The organism is Xanthomonas arboricola pv. guizotiae (assembly GCF_002940205.1).
In the GTDB taxonomy this organism is placed as follows: Bacteria; Pseudomonadota; Gammaproteobacteria; order Xanthomonadales; family Xanthomonadaceae; genus Xanthomonas; species Xanthomonas arboricola_C.
In genome coordinates this window covers 24,518-49,625 of sequence record NZ_MDSK01000010.1, presented here as the reverse complement: position 1 = coordinate 49,625, position 25,108 = coordinate 24,518, and the positions used below count along the sequence as shown (strand labels likewise).

Below are 25,108 nucleotides of genomic sequence, written 5' to 3'. Positions count from 1 at the left end.
CAAGGGCATCCAAGAGCAATATTGACGGCCAGTCAACTCGGTGAAGAGATGAAGCATGCGCCCTGCGAATCTGACAGTGGCCACACGCAGAGGGTCAAGACACGATCAACCTGAGATGCCAGCCGAGCAAGGCGTTGGCCCCTCCCAACAGCAGGCAGACCCCCACCAGAACAGGCAATTGACGGACAACCTGAGGCCACGGCCACCAGTGCGTGCGGCGCGCCTGAGGGAGCCGCACGTGCCCATCGGCGCACAGATCGCAGGCGTTGGAAGGTCGATGGCGCATGCTGGCACGCTGATGGCAGCTGCTTCGGTCGTTCCCACTGGCTTGGTCGCATTACAGGCGCCGTTCGCGGCAGCTTACGGTTACGCGACAGATGATCAGTACTCGAAGAACTATGCAATGGCTGCCTGTCCTCCTTTTCTGGCGTCGTTGGCTGCGTTGGGTGCGGCATATTCGATTGAACGTCTGATGGCCTGGTATCAGCAAGCACTATCTCAGTCTCCTGTGACGAAGGCAGCCAGGGCGGCCGAGTTGGGAACGACCGAAGCATGCTTGGACGAGGCCATCGACCTTGTCACCGCGCCCGATGCAGAGACGTCCGGCCCTGAAATGAGCGAAGGGGAGAAGCTTGCACTGGCCACGGATCTCATGCACCTGGCAACATCAGACCGTTCGCAGTTGCCTCCTGAACTCTGGAGTGCCGCCAGTGGGGTTGGCAACGATGCCAACGCGTTGGTGAGTCGCTTACTTGCGGCTGCACGAAGCCGCGCGGCTGCAGAGGCGCCTGCATCGTCCGGTGGTTGAAAGGCGACCTCACGCGTGATACGTCTGGGTTGCGCGGTGAACCATGTGTCACCTGCTAGGTGTTCAGCGCTACACCGGCGCAGACTTCAAAATCCCCGACAAGCTCTCGCGCAGGATCAGCTGCAGATGCATGCGGTTGAGTTCCATGCCGCTGGTCATCACGCTGTGCAGGCCGCCGCACATGGCGGCGACGGCGAAGACGCGGGCCTGGAATTCCTGTTCGCTGCTGGCCGGGTCGGCGTGGCCGCGCAGTAGCCGCTTGAGCAGGGCGCTGAGGTGTTCGATCAGCGATGCGCTCTGCCGGCGCATGAAGGCGGCCAGCACCGGGTCGCGCAGGGTGGCCAGGTGCAGTTCCAGGTCGATGCGCGTGCGCTTGATGTTGATTTCCTGCAGCAGCCAGTCTTCGAGCAGGCCGGCGATGAAATCCACCACGTGCACGTTGGCCGGGCGTTCCACCAGCCACATCTGGCGGATGGCGCGCATGTAGTTGCGCTCCAGCAATGCGCGCACCAGCGCGTCCTTGTCTTCGAAACGTTGCAGCAGGCTGCCGCAGCTGACCTTGGCGCGCTCGGCAATCAGCTCGAAGCTGGTGGCACTCAGGCCGATGACGTCGATGCACTGCTCGGTGGCGTCCAGCACCTCTTCCAGCAGCAGTTCTTCGCGCTCTTTTGCCGTGCGCAGCAACAGGACCTTGGACATGGGCAGCAGGGTGTCGGGGGGGCTGCAGTATACCGGCGCGGCGTTACCCGTCCGTTGCGTTCGCTTGTTGCCGTGCCATCAGTCATGCATGCGCGTGCGCATTGAAAGGCCTGTCACGGATGCGCTGGTCGACCATGTTTTCACGGTGGCTGTGCGACACGTGAGGTCGACGTTGTGCAGGAGAAGCATGTGAGTGAGAACAGTGCGGTAGCCGGTGTCTCGGCGCAGTGGCCGGCGCGGTTGTGGGTGGTGCGGCATGGCCAGAGCGCGGGCAACGTGGCGCGCGATGTGGCCGAGTCCAACGGCTCGGCCTTGATCGACCTGGAGCACCGCGATGCGGATGTGCCGTTGTCGGCGCTGGGCGAGCGCCAGGCCGAGGCGCTGGGGGCGTGGATGGCTGGTTTGCCCGAGCACGAGCGCCCCACGCTGATCCTGAGTTCCACTTACGTGCGGGCGCGCCAGACCGCCGCTGCGGTGGCGCGTGCGCTGGGGCAGCCGGCCGGTTCTGTCAGTGTGGACGAGCGTTTGCGCGAGAAGGAATTCGGCGTGCTCGACCGCTATACCACGGCCGGTATTCTTGCGACCTTTCCGGAGCTGGCCGAGCAGCGCAAGCTGGTGGGCAAGTTCTACTTTCGCCCGCCCGGTGGCGAGAGCTGGTGCGATGTGATCTTCCGCCTGCGCGGGGTGGTGGGCGATCTGCAGCGCAACCATGTGGGCGCGCGCGTGCTGATCGTGGGGCATCAGGTGATCGTCAATTGCTTCCGCTACCTGATCGAGCGGATGGACGAGGCCACCATCCTGGGCATCGACCGCGAGGGCGATGTGCCCAATTGCGGCGTCACCGAATACGCGGCTGCGGCCGATGGGCAATCGCTGGAATTGCTGCGCACCAAGTTCGTGCCGCCGGAGCTGGCCGACGAGCCGGTGACCACCGAGTCCGACCGCCCGGCCGGGGCGCGCTGATGGCCGACCCGCGCGTGCGCATGCTCACCGCGGCCGCCTTGCGGGCGATGCCGTTGCCGGCCCCGGGTGGCGACAAGGAGCAGCGTGGGCGCGTGTTGATCGTGGGTGGCTCGATGCGTGTGCCGGGTGCGGTGCTGCTGGCCGGCGAGGCGGCGCTGCGCACCGGTGCAGGCAAGCTGCAGATCGCTACCGCTGCCAGCGTGGCGCCGGGCATGGCCCTGGCGGTGCCGGAGGCGCTGGTGCTGGGATTGGCGCAGAACCGGCAGGGCGAGATCGTGCGCGGGCACCGCGCGCTGGACGGGGCAATGGCGGCCTGCGATGCGGCAGTGATCGGGCCGGGGATGGCGTCGTCGGCCACCACCACGGCGATGGTCAGGCGCGCCGCCGAGCAGGCGGTGTGCACCTTGGTGCTGGATGCCGGTGCATTGTCGCGTGGCCTACGGGCGCCGATCGGGCGGCCATTCGTGTTGACGCCGCATGCGGGCGAGATGGCGACCCTGGCCGGCGACGACAAAGCGGCGGTGGAAGCGGCACCGGGCGCGTACGCGCTGAAGTTTGCGCAGAAGCTGCGCAGCGTGGTGATCGTCAAGGGCGCGGACAGCTTTATTGCCGGGCCGGATGGAGTGGTGTGGATGCATCGCGGGGGCGCGTCCGGGTTGGGCACGTCCGGGTCTGGCGATGTGCTGGCGGGATTGATTGCCGGGTTTGCCGCGCGCGGCTGCGATGCGTTGACCGCTGCGTTATGGGGCGTGTTTGTGCATGCGGCGGCGGGCAGGCAGTTGGCCAGGCGGATCGGGCCAGTAGGATTTTTGGCGCGCGAGCTTGGGCCGGAAGTGCCTGGGATTCTGGATCGGTTGGCGCGCCGGTGATCGACGCTCGTCGTTGATGCGGCGCGCAGACCAAAAGCCCTTCTCCAGCGGGAGAGGGGTTGGGGTGAGGGTACGTTTGCTGGGGTCGTGAGGCTGTCTTTCCAGAGGGGGTTTATGTTGTTGCCTTGATTGCCGGGGGCGGGTTGCACTCTGAGCAGACGTACCCTCATCCGGCCCTTCGGGCCACCTTCTCCCGAGGGGAGAAGGGAGTGCCCGATGGTGGAAGGGTGCAGGGTTGCGCTCGTTTGTGGCGCGATGCTGCGCCGCGTTGGTCGGTTAGGCTTGGTCACCAACCTGGGAGGGTGCACGGTGAAGCGAGCGATTGCGTGGTCGGTGATGGGGGTTCTGGGAGTTTGGGGTGCTGCGACTGAAGCTGTTTTGGCATCTGCATCTGCATCTGCATCTGCAACAACAACAGCAACAGCAACAGCAACAGCAACGACCGCAGCCCCAGCAACGCCGATTCCGATGCTGGCATCGACGGCATCGGCTGCATCTACGCCCGCATCGACGGCGGTGGAAGCTGCAGGTGCGGATGCTGCCACTTCGCCAGCAGCACCCGTAGGCGCACTACGCGTCTACACCTCTGCCCAGGGCGCAACGCAGCAGATGCGCGTCAGTACCGCTGAGGCGCCCAGGGCCGGGCATGCGTTGACCGAGAAGGAGAACTCCATCTTCGTCAATCCGCAGCGGCGCTTCCAGGAGGTGCTGGGCATCGGCGGGGCGATCACCGATGCCAGTGCCGAGACCTTCGCCAGGCTGCCCAAGCCTGCGCAGCGCGCATTGCTCACTGCCTACTACGACCCACAAAAGGGCATCGGCTATACGCTGGCGCGTACCACCATCCACAGTTCGGATTTCAGCAGCGGCAGCTACACCTACATCAAGGAAGGCGATGCGGCGCTGAAGAGCTTTTCGGTCAGGCACGATCAGCGTTATCGCATCCCGATGCTGCGCCAGGCCATCGCGGCGGCCGGCGGCAAGTTGACGACATTTGCCAGCCCGTGGAGCGCGCCGGCCTTCATGAAAGACAGCAACAACATGCTCAAGGGCGGCAAGTTGCTGCCCGCGTATGCGCCGGCCTGGGCCACCTACTACACGCGTTTTATTGCGGCCTACGAGAAGGCCGGCATCCCGATCTGGGGCATCAGCCTGCAGAACGAGCCGATGGCGGTGCAGACCTGGGAGTCGATGGTGCTTTCCGCCGAGGAAGAGCGCGACTTTTTGAAGAACCACCTCGGCCCGACCATGGAGCACGCCGGCTATGGCGACCGCAAGATCATCGTGTGGGACCACAACCGCGACATGATACTGCACCGCGCGCATGTGATCTTCGACGATCCGGACGCGGCCAAGATGCCTGGGGCATGGGCTTCCACTGGTACGAGACCTGGGCCGGGTTCGCGCCGATGGTGGAGAACGTGGCGGCGGTGGCACAGGCGTACCCGGACAAGCCGCTGTTGCTGACCGAAGCGGCGGTGGAAAAGTTCGACCCGGCAAAGTTGCAGTACTGGCCCAATGGCGAGCGCTATGGCACCGCCATCATCAACGATCTCAATCATGGGGCGGTGGGCTGGACCGACTGGAACATCCTGCTCGACCAGCACGGCGGGCCGAACCACGTGGGCAACTACTGCTTTGCGCCGGTGCATGCCGACACGCGCACCGGCGAGGTGACTTACACGCCAAGCTATTGGTACATCGGCCACTTTTCCAAGTTCATCCGCCCCGGTGCGCGGCGGGTGAGTGCGGCCAGCAGCCGCAGCAATCTGGCAACGACGTCCTTTATCAACACCGATGGCAGCCTGGCCACGGTGGTGATGAATGCCACCGATGTTGCGCTTCGGTACAACCTGTACGTGGGCGATGCATCGAGTGAATTGGAGATTCCGGCGCATGCGATCCAGACGGTGGTGATGCAATAAGCGCGGACTGTGGGCGGAGCTTTGGTAGAGATTGCGTACCCTCATCCGCCCTTCGGGCACCTTCTCCCGGTGGGAGAAGGGAAGCTTCGCATGATCGAAGCCGTCTCTGCGTAGCTGGTCGAACTACCTTGCGGTTCGGTCTTGCTGATGCATCAGCATTCGAGACTGCCGCCAATACCAAAAACGCCACCGAGCAACACCCTGCGGACCGCTGCGCGTGCAGCGATCGGCAGGGTTCTGGTGGCGTGACGTTGGAAGCGCGCTTTAAGCTAACTCAGGACAGCAGCAAGCCGCCGGTGGCACCGAATACTTCGCCAGTGACGTAGCTGGACTCTTGCGAAGCCAGGATCACATACAGCGGCGCCATCTCCACCGGCTGGCCGGCACGCTTGAGCGGGGTTTCCGAGCCGAAGTCGGGAATCTTTTCCGGCGGCTGGCCACCGCTGGGTTGCAGCGGGGTCCACACCGGGCCGGGGGCGACCGCGTTGACGCGGATGCCCTTCTCGGCGACCTGCTGGGCCAGGCCCTTGGTGAAGTTGACGATGGCCGCCTTGGTGGACGCGTAGTCCAGCAGCGTCGGCGAGGGCTGGTAGGACTGGATCGAGCCGGTGTTGATGATGGATGCGCCCGGCGGCAGGTGCGGGATGGCCGCCTTGCACAGCCAGAACATCGCGTACACGTTGGTCTTGTAGGTGGCGTCGAACTGCTCGGTGGTGATGTCGGCGATGTCTTTCACCGCGGTCTGCTTGCCGGCGATATTGACCAGCAGATCCAGCCCGCCAAGCTCCTTGACCGCGCGTGCGACCAACTGGTTGCAGAAAGCCTCATCCTTGAGATCACCGGGGATGCTGATCGCCTTGCGGCCTTCGGCCTCGATCAACTTCACCACCTCCGCAGCGTCCTGTTCTTCTTCCGGCAGATAATTGAGCACGATGTCCGCGCCTTCGCGCGAATAGGCGATCGCAGTGGCGCGGCCGATGCCCGAGTCGGCGCCGGTGATCAGCGCCTTGCGGCCCTTCAGGCGGCCGAAGCCCTGGTAGCTCTGCTCGCCGTGGTCGGCCTTGGGCTGCAATGCATGGATGGTGCCCGGCGCTTCCTGGGTCTGCTCGGGGAACCTGGGCTGCGGAAACTGGGTGAGCGGGTTCTGCATTTCATACTGGTTCTTGGTGCTGGACATGCGCTGGCTCCTGCAGTGGGGGATGGCAGGGCCGCAGCGTGCTGCGGCCGATGCAGTGCAGTCTGGAAACCACGGCGATGCGTGCGGGTGAACGAATGTTGTGCATGATGTGAACGCGCCACGCAGATGGCGCGCGTGCGGTGCTGCTGCGCCGTGCACGCAGGCCACGACCGGGAGGACCGCAATGCAGTGTGTAGGGATCGATGGCGCCGGCAGCGGCTGGCTGGCGGTGTGGCAGGCCGGCGATGGATTGCAGTTTGCCGGCTACACTACGGTGGCCGCGGTGGCGAGCGCATTGAGCGACGTCGCTGTGCTGGGCGTGGACATTCCGATCGGTCTGAGCGAGCACGCGCCACGCGCTGCGGATGTGCAGGCGCGGCGCTTTGTGGGTGGGCGCCGCGCATCCAGCATCTTTGCCGCGCCCTTGCGCGGCATGCTGCATGCACCCACGCAGGTAGAAGCGTCTGCGTTGCATCGGGTGCTGGACCACGACGGGCAGCGTGGCTTTGGGGTGCAGTCGTTTGCGCTGCTGTCGAAGATTCGCGCCTGGGACGATGCCTTGCGCGCCGATCCGGCGTGGGCGGAGCGCGTGTTCGAGGTGCACCCGGAGGTGTCGTTCGCCGTGCTCGCCGGCGGGCACGGCCTGGCGGCGGGCAAGAAGAGCAGTGCGGGCCACCAACAGCGCGCCGCCTTGCTGGGCCAGTGCTATGGCGCCAGGCAGGTGGCCGCGTTGCTGGAGCGCGTGCCGCGTGCGCTGGCCAAGCCGGACGATGTGCTCGATGCCCTGGTGGCCTGCTGGAGCGCGCAGCGCATTGCCGCAGGTACCGCCGGCAGCCTGCCGGCGGTGGTGGAGCGTGATGCCTGCGGGCTACGCATGGGCATCCACTACTGACTCAGCGCGTCTGCGTCGACATCGAATACGGCCGCTGCGCCGGATCGGTGGCCCATTGCGTGTTCGGCGTGGCCTGCATGCGGAAGCGCAGTTCGCCGCCGGCCTGAATTTCTTCGTGCGTGAGGTAGGCGCGGGTCAGCGGCTGGCCGTTGAGGGTGGCGCTGCCGACGTAGCTGCGCGCCTTGCTCAGGCCATCGGCGATCACGCTGAAGCGCTTGCCATTGGGCAGCCTGAGCGTGGCGCGCGGCAGGAACGGGCGGCCGATGATGTACTGGTTGCTGCCCGGTGCCACCGGATAGAAGCCCAGCGTGGTGAACACGTACCAGGCCGACATCTGGCCGAGATCGTCGTTGCCGGCCAGGCCTTCGGGGCCGGCGTGATACTGGGTGTCCATGATCTGGGTCAGCCGCGCCTGGGTGCGCCAGGGCTGGCCGGCGTAGGCGTACAGATAGGCGACATGGTGGCTGGGTTCGTTGCCGTGCGCGTACCAGCCGATCAGGCCGGTGATGTCTTCCATATGCGCGAACACCTTGGGGTCGACCTTGGCATCGAACACCGCATCCAGGCGCGCCAGCAGCTTGTCGTCGCCGCCATGTGCGGCGGCAAGCCCGGCGACATCCTGCGGCACATACCAGGAGTATTGCCAGGCATTGCCTTCGGTGTAGTCGCTGCCGTAGCCGCTAGTGGATGGATCGAATGGTTCGCGGAAGTTGCCGGCACGCGTGCGTGCACGCATGTAGCCTGTAGCGGGATCGAAGGCGTGCTTCCAGTTGCTAGCGCGCTTGCTGAACTCCGCGGCGATGGCGGGCTTGCCGAGCTTGTCGGCCATGCGCGCGATGGTCCAGTCGTCGAAGGCGTATTCCAGCGTCTTGGACGCGGCTTCGCCTTCTTCGTCGATGGGCACGTAGCCCAGCTCGCGGTACTGCGCGATGCCGTCGTAGGGGCCGTAGTTGGCGCTGGCGACCATGGCATCGAGCGCTTCGTCGGCATCGAAGCCGCCGATGCCTTTCATGTAGGCATCGGCGATGACCGGCACGGCGTGGTAGCCGATCATGCACCAGGTTTCCAGGCCGTGGAACGCCCAGACGGGCAGGATGCCGTAGGCGCTCTCGCGGCGCGAGGCGAGCAGCGAGTTGACCATGTCGCTGCTGCGTTGCGGCGGCTGCACCAGGGTCAGCATTGGATGCAGGGCGCGGTAGGTATCCCAGAGCGAGAAGGTGGAGTAGTTGGTCCAGCCATGCGCCTGATGCACGGCGTTGTCCGGCCCGCGGTACTGGCCATCGCTGTCCATGAACAGGGTGGGGCCGAGCAGGGTGTGATACAGCGCGGTGTAGAGCTGGGTGCGCTGTTGCGGCGTGCCTTGCGCATCGATCGCCGACAGTGCCTGTGTCCACTGCGCGCGCGCATCGGCGCGCACGCGGTCGAAATCGAAATCGGGCACCTCGGCATCCAGATTGGCGATGGCGCCGGCCTCGCTGACCGGCGACAGCGCAAGCTTGACCACCAGCGGCGTGCCATCGTTGGCAACGTCGAACACGCCGACCAGCTGCCGGCCTTCGATCTGTGCGCGCTGCGCGGGGTTCTTCTCGCCCGGCGGCGGAAAGCCCTTGTACGGGACGTCCTGCTCGGTGTCGTGCAATTGGGTGGCGGTGAGCGGGCGGGAGAAGCGCATGGCGAAGTACAGCTGGCGGCCGGGTGCCCAGCCGCGGGTTTCGCGAAAGCCGGTCACGGTGCCATCGCCGCGTACGCGCAGCCGCGACCACTGCACCTTGCCGGGGTAGTCGTACAGGCTGGTGCGCAGGTCCACCAGCACATGCGCCGGCGTGCCCTTGGGGAAGGTGTAGCGATGCACGCCCACCCGCGCACTGGCGGTGAGTTCTGCGCGGATGTTGCGGTCTTTCAAGGTCACCGCGTAATAGCCGGGTTGCGCCTGCTCGCTGGCATGGTCGAACTGCGCGGTGTAGCCGCTACCCGGCGTGGCGGCGTCGCCGCGTTCGAGTCTGACCTGTCCGGTCTGCGGCATCAGCAGCACATCGCCCAGGTCCGAATGCCCGGAGCCGGAAAAGTGCGTGTGCGAGAAACCGACAATCGTGCTGTCGCCATGCCGGTAACCGGCGGCCCAGCCATAGGCCTCCTTGCGCGGCTTGATCTGCGTGTCCGGGCTCAGCTGCACCATGCCAAACGGCAACGTGGCGCCGGGATAGGTGTGGCCTTCGCCACCGGTGCCGATCAACGGGTCGACCGCGCTGAAACCCGCGTCGTCCCCACGTGGCGCCGCGTTGCCGGCAAAGCTGACGCAGGCGGCAAGCAGCGCCAGCCAACGCAGGGGAGAGAAGGCGATTGAGCGATGCTGCATGCGAACGGTTCCAGGCGGATGCAGCGCCGGACCGTAGCACAGCTGTCGGGCCTGATCGCATGACGTCCATGCCTGCATCGTTGAGCTTGCTAACCCGTGCGCGGCGGGCGGCGGTGATGCGTTCGCTTGTCCATGAGAGGTTGCCGGCGTTGCGCGCAGGAGACAGCGGGTGCGCAGAGCGGTCGCCTTTCTGCACGGAACGAGCGCAATGCCAGCAGCTGCGAGAGAGCGTGCGAATGCGGGGCTTCGGCTGCGGGCAATCGCAACGCCGGGCTGCTGAAATCGCGCGAACCGTCCGCATATCACCCGGATGGATCTGTTCGATACTCCCACCGCGCCCGTGCAGCTGCTGCACGATACGCAGGGCGGCGTGCGCTACTGGCCGCAGCTGCTGGCGCCTGCCGTGGCGCAGCAGTGCTTTGCCGCGTTGCGCCAGGCGACCGACTGGCGCAGCCAGCGCCGCGAGATGTACGACCGTGTGGTGGAGGTGCCGCGCCTGCTGGCCTCGTATCGGCTGGATGCACCGCTGCCGCCCGGGCTGCCGTTGCAGGCGCTGCTCGATGCGGTGCAGGGCGTGCTGCCTGCGCCGTACAACGCGGTGGGCCTGAATCTGTATCGCGATGGCCGCGACAGCGTGGCGATGCATCACGACAAGCTGCAGACGCTGCTGGCGCCGTATCCGATTGCATTGGTGTCGCTGGGCGGGACGCGGCGGATGCAGCTGCGCGCAAAGGACGGCAATACGCGTGCGATCGGTGTGGAGCTGGCGCCCGGCAGCCTGCTGGCGATGAGCCATGCCTCGCAACTGAGCCACGAGCACGGCATCGCCAAGACCGCACGTGCGGTGGGCGAGCGCATCAGCGTGGTGTTTCGCGTGCGCCCGGCCGAGCGCATGGCCGCCGGCTGGCACGGGCCGCACTGGGAGCCGGCACAACCGTAGCGTGGCTGACACAACATGGCGCACGCTTGTCGGCGTGCTGCGGAGCAACCGAGCAACGGGAGTAACAGCAGCAACCGGAGCAACCGAAGCGTTCGAGTGCTGCGTACGCTGTGCGGGTCCAGGGCCGTGTTCGCTTGGCCGCCAGCGCAGCAGCTAGGTCGGCCACCTGCTGCGCCCACGGTTGCGACTGATTGTGTCGCTCACCGTGCTGAGCGTGCGGTACCACCGTCACCCGCCTGACGCGCGGTGCCTGCGCAAACACCGCACTGGTTTGCCCGAGCGTGCTGCTTATGCATGCGCGCCCTGTCGCGCCCGGCATGGCCCGTTCGGATGATTGCCATCACCCTCACGGCTGGCCATGCTTGCATGTACTCCCCCCTCAGCGTCGCCACTCCATGTCCCTGGCCGATACCCGCCACCATCAGATGTTTCCCGAGCTGGACCCGGGCCAATTGGCGATCACGCGGCGGTTTGCCAGCGGGCCGGCGCAGCGTTTCGATGCGGGCGAGATCGTCTTCGAGGTGGGCGATGCGCACGCGCCGGTGTGGGTGGTGCTGGAAGGCGCCATCGAAGTGGTACGGCGCGACGGGCTGGGCAACGAAAAGCCGGTCACCTCGCATACGCCCGGGCAGTTCACCGGCGAGGTCAGTCAGTTGGCCGGGCGCGCATCGCTGGCCGGAGGGCGTGCCGGGCCGCAGGGCTGCCTGGCGCTGCCGTTCGACACCGCGCATCTGCGCGCGCTGATGATCAGCTCGGCGGAGGTGGGCGAGGTGGTGATGCGCGCGTTGATCCTGCGCCGCGTCGGCCTGATCGAAGGCGATGCCTCGGGCTCGGTGTTGATCGGCGAGCCGGACGATCCGCATCTGACCCGGCTGCAGGGCTTCCTGACCCGCAACGGTTACCCGAACACGGTGATCGATGCCTCCGACGAGGAAGGCCGCGCATTGGTGCAGCGCTTCGGCATCCAGGGGCAGGAACTGCCGGTGATGGTGTGCCCGAGCGGGCGGGTGCTGCGCCAGCCCAGCGATGCCGAGGCGGCGCATTGCCTGGGCATGACGCCGGACATCGACCCGCACAAGCGCTATGACGTGGCCATCGTCGGCGCCGGCCCGGCCGGTCTGGCCACGGCGGTGTATGCGGCCTCCGAAGGCCTGTCGGTGCTGGTGCTGGACCAGCGCGCCATCGGCGGCCAGGCCGGCGCCTCGGCACGCATCGAAAACTATCTGGGCTTTCCCACCGGCATTTCCGGCCAGGCGCTGGCCGGGCGCGCCTACAATCAGGCGCTGAAATTCGGTGCCGAGCTGGCGATTCCGATCGAGGCCGGCACGCTGGAATGCGGGCGCGACGATGGTGCGCTGAAGCTGGATCTGGCCGACGGCAAGCAGCTGCTGGCCAGCACCGTGGTGGTCGCTTCGGGGGCGCGCTACCGGCGCCCGGAGATCGACGGGCTGGAGCGTTTCGAAGGCCATGGCGTGTCGTACTGGGCCTCGCCGGTGGAAGCGCGGCTGTGCGAGGGCGGCGTGGTGGCGCTGGTGGGCGGTGGCAATTCCGCCGGCCAGGCGGTGGCGTTCCTGGCGCCGCGGGTGAAGGAGCTGCACCTGATCATTCGCGGCGAAGGGCTGGAATCGTCGATGTCGCAATATCTGATCGACCGTATTGCCGCGCTGCCGAATGTGCAGCTGCACACCGGCACCGAGGTGTCCGCGCTGGAAGGCGATCCGGAGCGCGGGTTGCAGGCGGCGATGCTGCGCACGCGCGCCGACGGGCAGACCGCGCGGGTGGAGTTGCGGCATCTGTTCCTGTTCGTCGGCGCCGACCCCAACACCGGTTGGTTGCAGGAATGCGTGGAGATGGACAAGCGCGGGTTCGTCGTCACCGGCAACGCGCGCGGCGATGGCGTACCGGCCTGTCTGCCGCTGGAAACCAATCGCCCCGGCGTGTTCGCCATCGGCGATGTGCGGGCCGGCTCGGTCAAGCGCGTGGCTGCGGCGGTGGGCGAGGGCGCGGCGGTGGTCGCGCAGATCCATCAATACCTGGCACATCTGGCCAACCCGGTGCCGGCGTCCGAGCTTGCTGGGGAATAGGGAATCGGGATTCGGGATTCGTGAATAGGGATTCGGGAAAGCGGCTTGCGTGCTGTTCGAGTTCTTCGGGTGCTGAGGGGGCGGCGGTTCGCTTGCTTCGCGCATACGCAAGCGCCCGCTCACTCCGGCCAGTGCACCTGCGGCAGCTGGCCGATCGTCGGGCGGGCGAACAGATAGCCTTGCTGCAGGTGGATGCCGATGTCGCGCAGGGTGCGGTATTCCTCGGGGTGTTCGATGCCTTCGGCGATGACGGCGATACCGAGTTCTTCGCACATGCGGGTGGTGTGGCGGACGATGGCCTGGCGGCTGCGGTCGGCGTCGATGCCGCGCACCAGGGCGATGTCCAGCTTGAGCAGGTCCGGCTGGAAGTCGGCCAGCAGGCCGAGGCCGGAATAGCCGGCGCCGAAGTCGTCGATGGCGGTCCTCAGGCCGCGCGCCTGATAGGTGCGCATGATGTCGAGCAGGTGCGCCGGCTCGGCCAGGTGTTCCTGTTCGCTGACCTCGAAGATGATGGCGTCCAGCGGCCAGCCGTACTGCGCGGTGGCCGAGAGCGTGGCGCGCAGGCAGTGTTCGGGGTTGTAGACCGCGTTGGGCATGAAGTTGATCGACAACAGGGCCGGCAGCGCGATCTGCGCGGCGCATTCGATCGCCTTGATGCGGCAGGCCTGGTCGAAGGCGTAGCGGTTGCGCTCATCCACGGCGGCCAGGATGCTCCCGGCCGATTCGCCGTTGAGCCCGCGCACCAGCGCCTCGCCGGCGTAGATGCTGCGGGTGGACACGTCCACGATCGGCTGGAACGCCATGGTGATCGCGGTGGGAAAGTCCTGGCCGTCGCGGCAGGCGTTGCAAACGGGGAGCGTGGGCATGGCTGAGCAATCGTGCGGCGTGGAGGTAGCCTAGCGGTATCGGCCGCAACAGCGCGTCATTGAGTCTGCACACGCCTCCTCGCGCCATCCTCACCTGGGGCGCCACCGGGCTCGGCGATAATGCGCCATACCCCGCATCGGACGCCCCATGACCGCTCTCACCGAACGTTACGCCCTGGCCGTGGACTACGCGCGCATCGCCCATGCCGGGCAGGTGCGCAAGGGTACGCAGATTCCGTATCTGAGCCATTTGCTGGGCGTGTCCACGCTGGTGCTGGAATGCGGCGGCGACGAAGAGCAGGCCATCGCCGGGCTGCTGCACGATGTGGTGGAAGACTGCGGCGGCGGTCACGAGGCCTCGATCCGCGCGCAGTTCGGCGATGCGGTGGCCGACATCGTGATGGCGTGCACCGACGCCACCGCCGAAGACAAGGCCGAGGTGGACAACACCGCCAGCGCGCGCAAACGCGACTGGCGCGAGCGCAAGCTGGCCTATCTGGAGCACCTGCGCAACACGCCCGAGCGCGCCTTGCTGGTATCCGGCTGCGACAAGCTCTATAACGCGCGCAGCATCGTGCAGGATCTGGAAAACCCGGACGTGGGCCAGGACATCTTCAAGGTATTCACCGCCGGGCGCGCCGGTACGCTGTGGTACTACGGCGAGCTGGAGGAGATCTTTCGCACGCGCGGCGCGGCGACTGCACGGCTGTTCAGTGGCGTGGTGGCGCGCATGCAGGCGCTGGCGGAGGCCGGCGCGCAGCCGGTGCCGGCGCACGCGCTGGGGTGATCGGGTTGTAGAGCGGCTGGTTTGTGAGTTGGCTGCAGGGCCCTTGCCCGCCCACCGTCGCGGGACACGCCGCAAGTACGTCCATGTAGGCTCTTACGCGGCATCCATGCCGCGTAAGGTCCCGCGACGGTGTGCGGACAGGGACCAGTTGAGTTGGCCGGCGCGCATGGTTTTCAACAAAGCAGCCGGCAACTGTCTTGTGCGGTGTCCTCGCCGCTTGCGGGACCGTGTGGGGGCATGGATGTCGCCACCTGGCCCCCACGAACGGGTGTACGGCATAGCCCGCGAGCGGTGAGGGCGCCGCGCCTTCGACCGATGCATTCCAGAGCGATCAGCGAGTTGCTTGAGTGGAGCGCCGCAGGGCTCGCCGTCACCACTGACACCGGCTGTATGCGGCACGCGGTAGGCTGGCGCATTGTCGAATGTCGGTGTGTCACCCATGTCCAGCGCAGCGTCGTCTTCCTCCGGCCTGGTGCGCGTGCGCGGTGCGCGCGAGCACAACCTCAAGAACGTGGACGTGGACATCCCGCGCGATGCGCTGGTGGTGTTCACCGGGGTGTCCGGCTCGGGCAAGTCGTCGCTGGCGTTCGGTACCGTGTTTGCCGAAGCGCAGCGGCGTTACCTGGATTCGATCTCGCCGTATGCGCGGCGCCTGATCGACCAGGTCGGCGTGCCGGAAGTGGATTCCATCGAAGGCCTGCCGCCGGCGGTGGCCTTGCAGCAGGCGCGCGGCGCGCCGAGTGCGCGCTCGTCGGTGGGCAGCGTCACCACCATCTCCAATTCCCTGCGCATGCTGTATTCGCGTGCGGGCAGCTACCCGCCGGGGCAGGCCATCATCTATGCCGACGGCTTTTCGCCCAATACTCCGGCCGGTGCCTGCCCCACCTGCCATGGCCTGGGGCGCATCTACGATGCGACCGAGGCGACCATGGTGCTGGACCCCACGCTGAGCATCCGCGATCGCGCGGTTGCCGCCTGGCCCGGTGCCTGGCATGGCCAGAACCAGCGCGACATCCTCACCACGCTGGGCCATGACGTCGATCTGCCGTGGCACACGCTGCCGAAGAAGACCCGCGACTGGATCCTCTACACCGACGAGCAACCGGTGGTGCCGGTGTACGCCGGCTACAGCCTGGACGAGGCCAGGCGCGCGCTGCGCCGCAAGGAGGAGCCCAGCTACATGGGCACCTTCACCAGCGCGCGGCGCTACGTGCTGCACACCTTTGCCACCACGCAGAGCGCGCAGATGAAAAAGCGCGTAGCGCAGTACCTGATCAGCACGCAGTGCCCGCAGTGCGAGGGCAAGCGGCTGCGGCGCGAGGCGCTGTCGGTGACCTTCGCCGGCCTGGACATCGGCGAGCTGTCGCGGCGGCCGCTGGACGAGGTGGCCGACCTGTTGCGCCCGGCTGCGGAAGGTGCCGGTGGCAAGCGCAACGACAGGCGCAGGCAGGCCGATACGCATCCCGAGCAGGCGATCGCCGCGCAACGCATCGCCGCCGACCTGCGCGCGCGGATCGAGGTGGTGCAGGCGCTGGGCCTGGGTTATCTCAGCCTGGAGCGCAGCACGCCGACGCTGTCGCCGGGCGAGCTGCAACGGCTACGGCTGGCCACGCAGATCCGTTCGCAGTTGTTCGGCGTGGTGTATGTGATGGACGAGCCATCGGCGGGCCTGCACCCGGCCGATGCGCAGGCCTTGCTGGGCGCGCTGGATCAGCTCAAGGCCGCCGGCAATTCGGTATTCGTGGTCGAACATGAGGTGGATGTGATCCGCCACGCCGACTGGATCGTCGACGTCGGCCCGGCTGCCGGCGTGCACGGTGGGCAGGTGCTGTACAGCGGCCCGCCCGCGGGGCTGGAGCAGGTGGAGGCCTCGTCCACGCGCCGTTACCTGTTCGGCACCCCGCCGCAGGTGCACAGCCATGCGCGTGCGGCCACCGGTTGGCTGCAGCTGCGCGGCATCACCCGCAACAATGTGCGCGAGCTGGATGTGGACCTGCCGCTGGGTGTGTTCACCACCGTGACCGGTGTGTCCGGCTCGGGCAAGTCGTCGCTGGTGAGCCAGGCATTGGTGGAACTGCTGGCCGCCCATCTTGGACAAACCCAGGCAGAGGAGGACCAAGCGGTGGACCCGCTGGAGCGCGGCACGCAGGTGCCGCTGGGGGGGGCGATCGTCGGCGGGCTCGACCAGGTGCGTCGCCTGGTACGGGTGGACCAGAAACCGATCGGCCGCACGCCACGTTCGAACTTGGCCACCTACATCGGCCTGTTCGATCCGGTGCGCAAGTTGTTCGCCGCCACACCGGCCGCGCGCCGCCGCCGTTACGACCCGGGGCAGTTTTCGTTCAATGTCGCCAAGGGCCGCTGCGCCACCTGCGAGGGCGAGGGCTCGGTGCATGTGGAATTGCTGTTCATGCCCAGCGTGTACGCGCCATGCCCCAGCTGCCACGGCGCGCGCTACAACGCCAAGACCCTGGAGATCGCGCTGCGTGGTCACAACATCGCGCAGGTGCTGGCGATGACCGTGGACCAGGCGGCCGGCTTTTTTGCCGACGACGCCAGCGTGTTGCGCCCGTTGCAGGTATTGCGCGAAGTGGGGCTGGGCTATCTGCGGCTCGGCCAGCCGGCCACAGAGCTGTCCGGCGGCGAGGCGCAGCGCATCAAGCTGGCCACCGAGCTGCAACGTGCGCAGCGGTGCGACACCGTGTACGTACTGGACGAGCCGACCACCGGCCTGCATCCGGCCGACGTGGATACCCTGATGCGTCAGCTGCAAGGCCTGGTGGAGGCGGGCAATACGGTGATCGTGGTCGAACACGACATGCGCGTGGCCGCCAGCAGCGACTGGGTGCTGGACATGGGCCCGGGCGCGGGCGGTGCGGGTGGTACTGTCGTGGCGGCGGGCGCGCCGGAGGCAGTTGCGCGTCAGCGTGGCAGCCGCACTGCGCCGTTCCTGGCGCAGGTGTTGCGCCGAAATACGATCGGCTGACAAAGCTTTCGAAGGTTGTAGCGATGGCGTCGGCATGTTGGCCAGACGCGCCTTCGGTGACGAGTGAATCGATGTCGGCATGGCAACGGGTTGCTCGCATCGAAGAACGCCGATCAGACCGCACCGCGTCTCATCGCATCGCAGGGTACGGCATCACCGCTCCTAACCATGCATACCGACCAACTCGACGGGTCCTTGCCCGCCCACCGTCGCGTAAGCGCCTACAGGGACGTACTTGCGGCGTGTCCCGCGATGGTGGGCGGGCAAGGGCCCTGCAGCAGACCCGCAGATCGTCCGCTGTAAACCGAGGCAGACGCACCGTCCAATCTCTCAAGACCCAGTCCCCTCTCAAGACGACCGAGAGCGTGAGCGCAATGGGGATGTGTTCCCGAGCCAACCTGGGCGCGATGCCGTCTGCGTGAGCGAGACACGCCCCGCATCCGTCCCCTGAGCTGAGCCATGCCGATTGCGGCTGGCGCTCAGCCCATCAATTCAAAACTCGTAGACACGCCCTCGGCCTCTGCAGAGGGCGCCACCCAGAGATCGAATACGCCAGGCTCTACCGTCGGCTTCAATGCCTGGCCGATAAACAACAGGTCCTCACGGCGCAGCACGAACTCCACCACCGCGCTGCCGCCCGCCGGCACGGCCAGCTTGCGGAAGTCCTTCAGCTCGCGCACCGGGCGGGTGATGCTGGCGCTGCGGTCGCGGATGTAGAGCTGCGCCACTTCCTCGGCATCGCGCGTGCCGCGGTTGTGGATGCGCGCGCTGATGCGCAGGCTGCCGGTCGCCGCCATGCGTGCATCGCTCAAGCGCAGCTCGCCGTATTGGATGCGGCCATAGGTCAGGCCATGCCCGAACGGAAACAACGCGGCATTGGGCGCGGTGCGGTAGCGGGTCTTGAACGGCTGCAAGGCATCCGGGCGCGGGTCGGCACGGCCGCTGGGCTTGTGCGCATAGCTATAGGGCACCTGCCCGGCGGTATGCGGAAAACTCACCGGCAGGCGCCCGGACGGACCGTGCGCGCCGAACAAAATATCCGCCAGCGCGGCGCCCGATGCCGAGCCCAGGAACCAGCCGACCAGGATCGCCGGCGCCTTGAGCACCGGGCCATCGATCACCAGCGCACGGCCGTTGCTGAGCACCACCACCACCGGCGTGCCGGTGGCTGCCACTGCGGCCAGCAGCGCTTGCTGCACGACGGGAATGACGATCTCGCTGCGCGACTGCGCTTCGCCGGAGTAGCGCATCGGTTCGCCGATCGCCAGCACCGCCACATCCGCGGACGCCGCTGCGGTGACGGCCGCCTGCGCGCCGCCGGGCAGGCCGTGTTCGAAGTCGCAGCCTTCCACCACCTGCAGGCTGCCGGGGTTGCCCAGCCGCGCGCGCACTGCGGTGGCCAGGTCGTTTCCGCTGTCGTCGCCGCCGAACAGCGTCCATGGGCCGGCGCTGTCGGTCCAGTTGCGTGCCATCGGCCCGATCAGCGCGATGCGTTGCCCCTGCGTCTTCAGTGGCAGCAACTCGCCATCGTTCTTGAGCAGCACGATGGATTTGCGCGCCGCCTCGCGTGCCAGCGCCAATGTTTCCGGGCGCCGCTGCCGCGCCTGCGCGCGTGCCGGCACGATGCGCAGGAATGGATCGTCGAACAATCCAAGCTCGGCCTTGAACTGCAGCACGCGCCGCACCGAGGCATCCAGTTGCGCCAGCGTCACGTCGCCGGCGGCCACCAGCACCGGCAGATGCTGCAGGTACAGCCCGCTCTGCATGCTGATGTCCACACCGGCCAGGAACGCCAGCCTGGTCGCCTCGCGCGCATCGCTGGCAAACCCGTGCCCGATCAATTCCAGATCACCGGTGTAGTCGGACACCACCAGGCCGCGGTAGTCCCACTGGCCGCGCAATACCTCGCCCAGCAACCAGCGATTGGCGGTGGCAGGGATGCCGGCGATCTCGTTGAAGGCCACCATCGTGGTCACTGCGCCGGCATCGAAGGCAGCCTGGAACGGCGGGAAATAGACCTCGCGCAGGCTGCGCTCGGAGATGTCGACGGTGTTGTAGTCCAGCCCTGCCTCGGCGGCTCCGTAGGCCGCGAAATGCTTGGGGCAGGCCGCAAGTGCGTCGGCATGATCCAGGCCCTCGCCCTGGAAGCCGCGCACGCGGGCCTGCGCAAAGCGCCGGCCGAGCAGCACGTCTTCGCCGCTGCCTTCCACGCCGCGCCCCCAGCGCGCATCGCGCGCGATATCCACCATCGGCGCGAAGGTCCAGTCGATGCCGACCGCACTGGCCTCCAGTGCGGCCGCACGTGCGGTGCGTTGCGCCAGCGCCGGCTCGAAGCTGGCGGCCTCGGCCAGCGGCACCGGAAACACCGTGGTGAACCCGTGGATCACATCGGCGGCAAACAGCAGCGGAATCTTCAGGCGGCTCTGCAGCGCGGCCTGCTGCAGTTGCTGATGCCACAGCACATTGGAGCCATTGAAGATGCCGCCCACCCGCCCGGCACGCGCGGCGGCAAGCTGGCCCTCGGCGGTGGGCACGGTATTGACCGGATTGGCCGCCGCGGCCGCATCGGTCTGCTGCGCCGAACCGGACAGCGTCAGCTGGCCGGCTTTTTCTTCCACGCTCATGCGCGCGATCAAGGCATCGATAAAGGCCGGCGCCGCGGCCGCACGGCGCGGCAGCGCAACCCCCACCGGCACCTGTGCCAACACTGCTGCCGAAGCGGTGCCCAGCAGCAACCCACGACGCGTGATCCCTTTCCGCATGCCCGCCATCCCCGTCTGTCCAGGCCAGACGCTAACGGATCGCCAGCGAAAAGCCGTGATGCGCTGCACGATGGGTGTCGGGCGGGCGGTCTCGGCAACGAGTGCAGCAGCACAATGCCTTCACCGTTTCCGCACTAGCGTGCGCCATCGATCAACGGCGGTCAGGACACACGATGCTGGACGTGGAAACCCGTGTGCGCTTCTACGACATGATGCACCTTGGCATGCCGTGGTGGGAGTTCGTGCTGCGTGCGGTAGCGGTCTATACCGTGGTCCTGCTGCTGACGCGCATGACCGGCAAGCGCGCGCTGGGCCAGTCCACGCCGTTCGACGTGCTGCTCATCGTGCTGCTGGGAACCGCGGTGCAGAACTCGTTGATCGGCAAGGACGTCTCGCTGCTGGGCGGCATGATCCTGGCGGCCACCTTGCTGGTGTTGAACTGGCTGGTGGGCATGGTCACCGCGCGCAGCCGGCGGATCGATACCTGGGTGCAGGGCACCCCGGCGCTGCTGGCGCGTGGCGGGCAGATCTACTGGAAGGAACTGGTCCGCCACAATGTCAGCTACGCCGATTTCGAGGTGGCAAAACGCAAGGCCGATTGCCGCGACGATGCCGATATCGACATGGCGATCCTGGAGACCTCCGGTGAGATCAGTATCCTGAAAAAGCGCTAGGCCGACGACGGCTGGCGTGCAGGGAAACCGCTGCCATCGCAACGCGATGGCAGCGTGCCGGACGATGGGAGTGCGCCGTCACCCGGAACACGCCTTGCCGTCGTGACCTGCCAGGTGCAGGCCTCAGTCCGCCATCACCTTGTCCGGCGTCATCGGGGTGCTGCGGATGCGCTTGCCGGTGGCATGGAAGATCGCATTGCAGATCGCCGCCGAAACGCCGACCAGGCCGATTTCGCCCACGCCTTTCGCGCCCAGGCTGCTGACGATGCGGTCGTCCTCGTCGGCGAAGATCACATCGATGTCGTGGATGTCGGCGTTGGCCGAGACGTGATACATCGCAAAATCGTGATTCATGAAGCGGCCGAAGCGATGATCGGACTGGGTGTGTTCGTGCAGCGCCTGGCCGATGCCCCAGACCACGCCGCCGACGATCTGGCTGCGCGCGGTGATCGGGTTGAGGATGCGCCCGGCGGCAACCGCGCTGACCACGCGGGTGACGCGGACCGTCCCCAGTTCTTCGTCCACCCGCACTTCCACGAACACCGCACCGTGGGTGGCGCGGGTGTACTTGCGTTGCTTGAGCACATTGGGCAGCAGCAGGAACTTGTCCTCGATCCGTTCCAGCTGAGCGGCGCGCAACAGCTCGGTCAGCGCAATGGTGGTGCCGGCATCGGCGCGCAAGGCCAGCGTGCCATCGGCAAACACCACCTCGTCCAGCCTGGCCTTGCCAAAGCGCGAATTCGGCAACGCCTGGGCCAGGCGCAGCAGCCGCGCGCGCAGCTTCGCGCAGGCGCCATCCACCGCCGAGCCCACCGTGGCCACATGCGAGGAGCCGCCTTCGATCGGTGCGACCGGCAGGGTCGAATCGCCGAGCTGGAAGGTGACCTGTTCCAGCGGCAGGCCCAGTGCTTCGGCCGCGATCATCGCCATCACCGTATAGGTGCCGGTGCCGATATCGCTGGCTGCGCTGCTCACCACCAGCCGGCCGTCGGCGTGCAGCACCGCATGCGCGCGCGCAAACATCTGCATCGCATCCCATTGCCCGGTGGCCATGCCCCAGCCGACCCACTCATTGCCTTCCTTGCGTGCGCGCGGCTGCAACGGGCGCTGCGCCCAGCCAAAGCGGTCGGCACCTTGCTGGTAGCACGCGCGCAGCGCCTTGGTGGAGTAGGGCTTGTCGTCGGCCGGGTTGACCTCGGCATAGTTCTTCAGGCGCAGCGCCAGCGGATCCATGTCCAGCTCGTAGGACAGCTCGTCCATCGCCACTTCCAGCGCATGCACGCCATGTGCGGCACCGGGTGCGCGCATGTCCATCGGGCTGAATTGATCCAGACTTACCAGGTTGTAGCCCAGATGCACGTTGTCGCAGGCATACAGCTGCCCGCTCCAGTTGACCACCACTTCGACGTAATCCTCGATGCGCGAGGTCTCGGCAATGGCCTCGTGCCAGATCGCGCGCAAGCGGCCATCGCGGTCGGCGCCGAGCTTGAGCCGCTGCAATGTCTCCGGGCGATGGCCGAAGGTGAACATCTGTTGCCGCGTCAGCACCACGCGCACCGAGCGTTCCAGCAGGATCGAGGCCATCACCGCCAACGGCAACTGATACTGCGGGCGCAGCCCGGAGCCGAAGGCGCCGCCCACGTACGGATTGCGCACGGTGACCTTGCGCTTGCTCAGGCCGAACACATGCGAGACATACCAGCGGCTGTTCTGCGAGCCCTGGGTCTTGTCGTAGATGGTGAAGTGGCCATCGGCGTCGCGGATCACCGTGGAGGCGAACAGCTCCATCGGATTGTGGTGCTCCACGCCGCTGTAATAGTCGGCCTGCACCTGGGCAGCGGCATTGGCAAAGGCGGTGTCCGGCTCGCCCTTGTCCTTGGGCGGCGGCGAGAAACCGGCCTTCATGGCCTTGGGCTTGTGCGCACGGTCCAGGTTGGTCATCAGGTTGGTATCGTGCGGGTCCTGCAGCAGTTCCACTTCCACCAGGTGGGCCGCGTGCCGCGCCGCTTCAAAAGTGTCGGCCACCACCAGGGCGATTGGCTGGCCGCTGTACAGGATCTTGTTGTCGTACAGGGGCCGGAACGGCGAGCCGGCCGGCGCGGTCATGTCCTTGTAGAACACGTCCATGCCGCGCATATGCGGGCGGTTTTCATGGGTGACGATCTCCAGCACGCCCGGCACCGCACGCGCGGCATCAAGATGGAAGGCGACGATCTCGCCCTTGGCGATGCTGCTGTTGACCACCACGCCATAGGCCAGATCCGCGACCGGCCATTCGGCGGCATAACGTGCCTGGCCGGTGACCTTGGCACGCCCGTCGATGCGGGTGACGCCGGTGCCGGTGGGGCGATAGCCGGTGCCGCTGTCGGCAACCGGCGGACTCAGGTCGTTGTTGGGTACGTCGGTGCTGCGTGCGTTCATGGCGCTTCCTCCAGCGCGCTGGTGCGCCCGCGGTTGTCGATGGTGCCCTCGCGCGCAACGCTCAATGCACGCACGATGGCGCGGCGTGCCAGCGGCAGCTTGAAGGCGTTTTCGCCTTGCGGTTGCGCACCCTGCAGCAGCGCATCGGCCAGGCGGCCGAAGGTGTCGGCGTTGGCCGGTTGGCCAACCAAGCGTGCTTCTGCCTCGGCATTGCGCCAGGGCTTGTGCGCCACGCCGCCCAGGGCCACGCGCACCTCGCGGATGCTGCCGTCCTCGGCCAGGTCCAGCGCGGCCGCCACCGACACCAGCGCGAACGCATACGACAGGCGCTCGCGGATCTTCAGGTAGGCGCTGTGCGCAACGAAGCGCTGTGCATCGGGCAGGTCGATATGCACGATCAGCTCGTCCGGGGCCAGGGTGCTGTCCAGCTCCGGGTGCTCGCCAGGCAGGCGGTGGAACTGCGCGAACGGGATGTCGCGCGCGCCGTTGGGGCCTTGCACGTGCACCACCGCGTCCAGCGCAGCCAGTGCGACGCACATGTCCGACGGGTGCGTGGCAATGCACTGCGCGCTGGCGCCGAGGATGGCGTTATAGGTGGTGAGCCCGCCGATCGCCGAGCAGCCGGTCCCGGGCGCACGCTTGTTGCAGGGGGTGGCATGGTCGTAGAAATACAGGCAGCGGGTGCGCTGCAGCAGGTTGCCGCCATTGCTGGCCATGTTGCGGATCTGCGGCGAGGCGCCGGCCAGGATCGCCGCGCTCAGCAAGGGGTAACGCGTCTCCACGTCCGGGTGATAGGCGGTGTCGGCGTTGCGAGCGAGCGCGCCCAGGCGCAGGCCGCCTTCGGGGAGCGCACTGATGCCGTCCAGCGGCAGGCGATTGATATCGACCAGGCTGCCTGGCCGCATCACCTGCAGCTTCATCAAGTCGGTGAGATTGGTGCCGCCGGCGATCAGGCGCACCGGGGCGTCGGCGGGCACCGGGTGCGGGTCGCTGCCGCGCACCGACAGGGCCGTCAGCGCCGCATCGACGCTGTCGGCGCGCGTATAGGTGAGCGGGATCATCCCGGCACCGTCCCGGGCGTCCACGGTGTGGCGGCGCTCTCGCTGCTGTCGCTGGGCTTGCCCATGACCTGCATCACCGCATCGGTGATCTGCGGGTAGGCACCGCAGCGACACAGATTGCCGCTCATCAACTCGCGCACCTGGTCGCGATCGTGCGCCTTGCCTTCATTGATCAGGCCCACTGCCGAACATAACTGCCCGGGCGTGCAATAGCCGCACTGGAAGGCATCGTTGTCGATGAACGCGCGCTGTAGCGGATGCAGCTGTTCGCCCTCGGCCAGGCCTTCGACGGTGGTGATCTCCGCACCGTCCTGCATGACCACAAGCGTCAGGCAGCTGTTGATGCGGCGCCCATCGACCAGCACCGTGCAGGCGCCGCATTGGCCGTGGTCGCAGCCTTTCTTGGTGCCGGTGAGGTCGAGCCGGTCGCGCAGTAGATCGAGCAGGCTGACCCAGGCTTCGATTTGCAGTTGATAAGGCTGACCGTTGATGCGCAGGTTGACCGGGTAGGTCGGCGCACTGGTGGCGGCAGTTGCCGGCGCCGTGTCATGCGCAGTGGCGGGTGAGGCAGTCATGCGAACCCCGTGGCGATGGCTGAGGAGGGCCACCACCTTGACGGCGCTAGGGTCAAGGCGGAGTGACCACGTGTGCGATGCATGCCGAGACGACGCTTGGCTACCGCATTCAGCAGCGGCGTTGCGATCACTGCGCGCTCGCGCTTGCATGCGTTGCTGTGTGTGCATGCATTACGTGTGGCTTGCAAGCAGTCGTTGCTGGGCTGAATTCGTCAGGTTGCGCATGGGTTGGCGCGTCTTTATCCCAGCTGCTGCGACGCACC

Annotated in this window: 17 protein-coding genes and 1 pseudogene; 10 read left to right on the top strand and 8 right to left on the bottom strand. The window is 67.0% G+C overall.

From position 1 onward, the window contains the following. Positions 1-55: 55 nt before the first annotated feature. Positions 56-808, top strand: a complete 753-nt coding sequence (gene xopAV / locus XarbCFBP7408_RS08100) for a type III secretion system effector XopAV (RefSeq protein WP_104562523.1) — start codon at positions 56-58, stop codon at positions 806-808. A 69-nt stretch (positions 809-877) separates the two neighbouring features. Here the strand turns inward: xopAV and XarbCFBP7408_RS08095 are convergent, their stop codons facing one another. Further along, on the bottom strand, positions 878-1,507 hold the full coding sequence (locus tag XarbCFBP7408_RS08095) for a TetR/AcrR family transcriptional regulator (RefSeq protein ID WP_104562522.1): 630 nt from the start codon (positions 1,505-1,507) through the stop codon (positions 878-880). 174 nt (positions 1,508-1,681) lie between these two features. Between XarbCFBP7408_RS08095 and XarbCFBP7408_RS08090 the strand changes: the two genes are divergently transcribed. The 3 genes and pseudogenes from XarbCFBP7408_RS08090 to XarbCFBP7408_RS08075 all read left to right on the top strand — a co-directional run bounded on the left by XarbCFBP7408_RS08090 (position 1,682) and on the right by XarbCFBP7408_RS08075 (position 5,264). After that, on the top strand, positions 1,682-2,470 hold the full coding sequence (locus XarbCFBP7408_RS08090) for a histidine phosphatase family protein (protein WP_104562521.1): 789 nt from the start codon (positions 1,682-1,684) through the stop codon (positions 2,468-2,470). After that, complete coding sequence (locus XarbCFBP7408_RS08085) at positions 2,470-3,339, top strand: NAD(P)H-hydrate dehydratase (RefSeq protein WP_104562520.1); 870 nt, start codon at positions 2,470-2,472, stop codon at positions 3,337-3,339. The genes XarbCFBP7408_RS08090 and XarbCFBP7408_RS08085 overlap by 1 nt, the downstream gene beginning before the upstream one ends. Before the next feature lie 468 nt (positions 3,340-3,807). Then, a pseudogene (locus tag XarbCFBP7408_RS08075) lies at positions 3,808-5,264 on the top strand (glycoside hydrolase family 30 protein). Positions 5,265-5,538: 274 nt separating this feature from the next. On the opposite strand, the gene XarbCFBP7408_RS08070 reads toward XarbCFBP7408_RS08075, so the two are convergent. Then, on the bottom strand, positions 5,539-6,441 hold the full coding sequence (locus XarbCFBP7408_RS08070) for an SDR family oxidoreductase (RefSeq protein WP_104562518.1): 903 nt from the start codon (positions 6,439-6,441) through the stop codon (positions 5,539-5,541). 184 nt (positions 6,442-6,625) lie between these two features. Between XarbCFBP7408_RS08070 and XarbCFBP7408_RS08065 the strand changes: the two genes are divergently transcribed. Beyond that, positions 6,626-7,333: a DUF429 domain-containing protein gene (locus XarbCFBP7408_RS08065; protein WP_104562517.1), complete on the top strand. Its 708-nt coding sequence runs from the start codon at positions 6,626-6,628 to the stop codon at positions 7,331-7,333. Between the two features lies 1 nt (position 7,334). On the opposite strand, the gene XarbCFBP7408_RS08060 is transcribed toward XarbCFBP7408_RS08065, so the two are convergent. Further along, positions 7,335-9,689: a GH92 family glycosyl hydrolase gene (locus XarbCFBP7408_RS08060; RefSeq protein WP_104562516.1), complete on the bottom strand. Its 2,355-nt coding sequence runs from the start codon at positions 9,687-9,689 to the stop codon at positions 7,335-7,337. Between the two features lie 310 nt (positions 9,690-9,999). On the opposite strand from XarbCFBP7408_RS08060, the gene XarbCFBP7408_RS08055 reads away from it, so the two are divergent. Next, positions 10,000-10,629, top strand: coding sequence for an alpha-ketoglutarate-dependent dioxygenase AlkB (locus tag XarbCFBP7408_RS08055; protein WP_104562515.1), 630 nt, complete (start codon positions 10,000-10,002; stop codon positions 10,627-10,629). Positions 10,630-11,024: 395 nt separating this feature from the next. Continuing rightward, positions 11,025-12,713: an FAD-dependent oxidoreductase gene (locus XarbCFBP7408_RS08050; protein ID WP_104562514.1), complete on the top strand. Its 1,689-nt coding sequence runs from the start codon at positions 11,025-11,027 to the stop codon at positions 12,711-12,713. A 119-nt stretch (positions 12,714-12,832) separates the two neighbouring features. On the opposite strand, the gene XarbCFBP7408_RS08045 is transcribed toward XarbCFBP7408_RS08050, so the two are convergent. Beyond that, on the bottom strand, positions 12,833-13,579 hold the full coding sequence (locus tag XarbCFBP7408_RS08045; protein WP_104562513.1) for an EAL domain-containing protein: 747 nt from the start codon (positions 13,577-13,579) through the stop codon (positions 12,833-12,835). 148 nt (positions 13,580-13,727) lie between these two features. Between XarbCFBP7408_RS08045 and XarbCFBP7408_RS08040 the strand changes: the two genes are divergently transcribed. Continuing rightward, entirely contained in the window at positions 13,728-14,366 is a 639-nt protein-coding gene (locus XarbCFBP7408_RS08040; protein ID WP_104562512.1) for an HD domain-containing protein, read from the top strand. Positions 14,367-14,805: 439 nt separating this feature from the next. Beyond that, a complete protein-coding gene (locus tag XarbCFBP7408_RS08035; RefSeq protein ID WP_104562511.1) occupies positions 14,806-17,352 on the top strand; it encodes an excinuclease ABC subunit UvrA in 2,547 nt (848 codons plus the stop codon). 479 nt (positions 17,353-17,831) lie between these two features. On the opposite strand, the gene XarbCFBP7408_RS08025 is transcribed toward XarbCFBP7408_RS08035, so the two are convergent. After that, positions 17,832-20,114, bottom strand: coding sequence for a glycoside hydrolase family 3 N-terminal domain-containing protein (locus XarbCFBP7408_RS08025; RefSeq protein WP_104562594.1), 2,283 nt, complete (start codon positions 20,112-20,114; stop codon positions 17,832-17,834). 173 nt (positions 20,115-20,287) lie between these two features. Here XarbCFBP7408_RS08025 and XarbCFBP7408_RS08020 point away from each other — a divergent pair, with 173 nt between their 5' ends. Next, positions 20,288-20,788 (top strand): DUF421 domain-containing protein, encoded by a 501-nt coding sequence (locus tag XarbCFBP7408_RS08020; RefSeq protein ID WP_104562509.1) that lies wholly within the window; start codon positions 20,288-20,290, stop codon positions 20,786-20,788. 123 nt (positions 20,789-20,911) lie between these two features. On the opposite strand, the gene XarbCFBP7408_RS08015 is transcribed toward XarbCFBP7408_RS08020, so the two are convergent. From XarbCFBP7408_RS08015 to XarbCFBP7408_RS08005, 3 genes are read right to left on the bottom strand one after another with little or no spacing between them, the layout of a single operon-like run. Next, positions 20,912-23,209, bottom strand: a complete 2,298-nt coding sequence (locus XarbCFBP7408_RS08015; RefSeq protein WP_104562508.1) for a xanthine dehydrogenase family protein molybdopterin-binding subunit — start codon at positions 23,207-23,209, stop codon at positions 20,912-20,914. Then, a complete protein-coding gene (locus XarbCFBP7408_RS08010) occupies positions 23,206-24,294 on the bottom strand; it encodes an FAD binding domain-containing protein (RefSeq protein ID WP_181106789.1) in 1,089 nt (362 codons plus the stop codon). Before XarbCFBP7408_RS08010 ends, XarbCFBP7408_RS08015 begins: the two co-directional genes overlap by 4 nt. Further along, on the bottom strand, positions 24,267-24,845 hold the full coding sequence (locus XarbCFBP7408_RS08005) for a (2Fe-2S)-binding protein (RefSeq protein ID WP_104562507.1): 579 nt from the start codon (positions 24,843-24,845) through the stop codon (positions 24,267-24,269). The genes XarbCFBP7408_RS08010 and XarbCFBP7408_RS08005 overlap by 28 nt, the downstream gene beginning before the upstream one ends. Positions 24,846-25,108 lie beyond the last annotated feature (263 nt).

Coding starts and splice junctions, on each gene's coding strand:
- XarbCFBP7408_RS08065 (WP_104562517.1), top strand. CDS start 6,626: ATGCAGTGTGTAGGGATCGATGGCGCCGGCAGCGGCTGGCTGGCGGTG.
- XarbCFBP7408_RS08085 (WP_104562520.1), top strand. CDS start 2,470: ATGGCCGACCCGCGCGTGCGCATGCTCACCGCGGCCGCCTTGCGGGCG.
- XarbCFBP7408_RS08020 (WP_104562509.1), top strand. CDS start 20,288: ATGCTGGACGTGGAAACCCGTGTGCGCTTCTACGACATGATGCACCTT.
- xopAV (WP_104562523.1), top strand. CDS start 56: ATGCGCCCTGCGAATCTGACAGTGGCCACACGCAGAGGGTCAAGACAC.
- XarbCFBP7408_RS08005 (WP_104562507.1), bottom strand. CDS start 24,845: ATGACTGCCTCACCCGCCACTGCGCATGACACGGCGCCGGCAACTGCC.
- XarbCFBP7408_RS08050 (WP_104562514.1), top strand. CDS start 11,025: ATGTCCCTGGCCGATACCCGCCACCATCAGATGTTTCCCGAGCTGGAC.
- XarbCFBP7408_RS08040 (WP_104562512.1), top strand. CDS start 13,728: ATGACCGCTCTCACCGAACGTTACGCCCTGGCCGTGGACTACGCGCGC.
- XarbCFBP7408_RS08055 (WP_104562515.1), top strand. CDS start 10,000: ATGGATCTGTTCGATACTCCCACCGCGCCCGTGCAGCTGCTGCACGAT.
- XarbCFBP7408_RS08045 (WP_104562513.1), bottom strand. CDS start 13,579: ATGCCCACGCTCCCCGTTTGCAACGCCTGCCGCGACGGCCAGGACTTT.
- XarbCFBP7408_RS08070 (WP_104562518.1), bottom strand. CDS start 6,441: ATGTCCAGCACCAAGAACCAGTATGAAATGCAGAACCCGCTCACCCAG.
- XarbCFBP7408_RS08035 (WP_104562511.1), top strand. CDS start 14,806: ATGTCCAGCGCAGCGTCGTCTTCCTCCGGCCTGGTGCGCGTGCGCGGT.
- XarbCFBP7408_RS08025 (WP_104562594.1), bottom strand. CDS start 20,114: ATGCGGAAAGGGATCACGCGTCGTGGGTTGCTGCTGGGCACCGCTTCG.
- XarbCFBP7408_RS08095 (WP_104562522.1), bottom strand. CDS start 1,507: ATGTCCAAGGTCCTGTTGCTGCGCACGGCAAAAGAGCGCGAAGAACTG.
- XarbCFBP7408_RS08015 (WP_104562508.1), bottom strand. CDS start 23,209: ATGAACGCACGCAGCACCGACGTACCCAACAACGACCTGAGTCCGCCG.
- XarbCFBP7408_RS08060 (WP_104562516.1), bottom strand. CDS start 9,689: ATGCAGCATCGCTCAATCGCCTTCTCTCCCCTGCGTTGGCTGGCGCTG.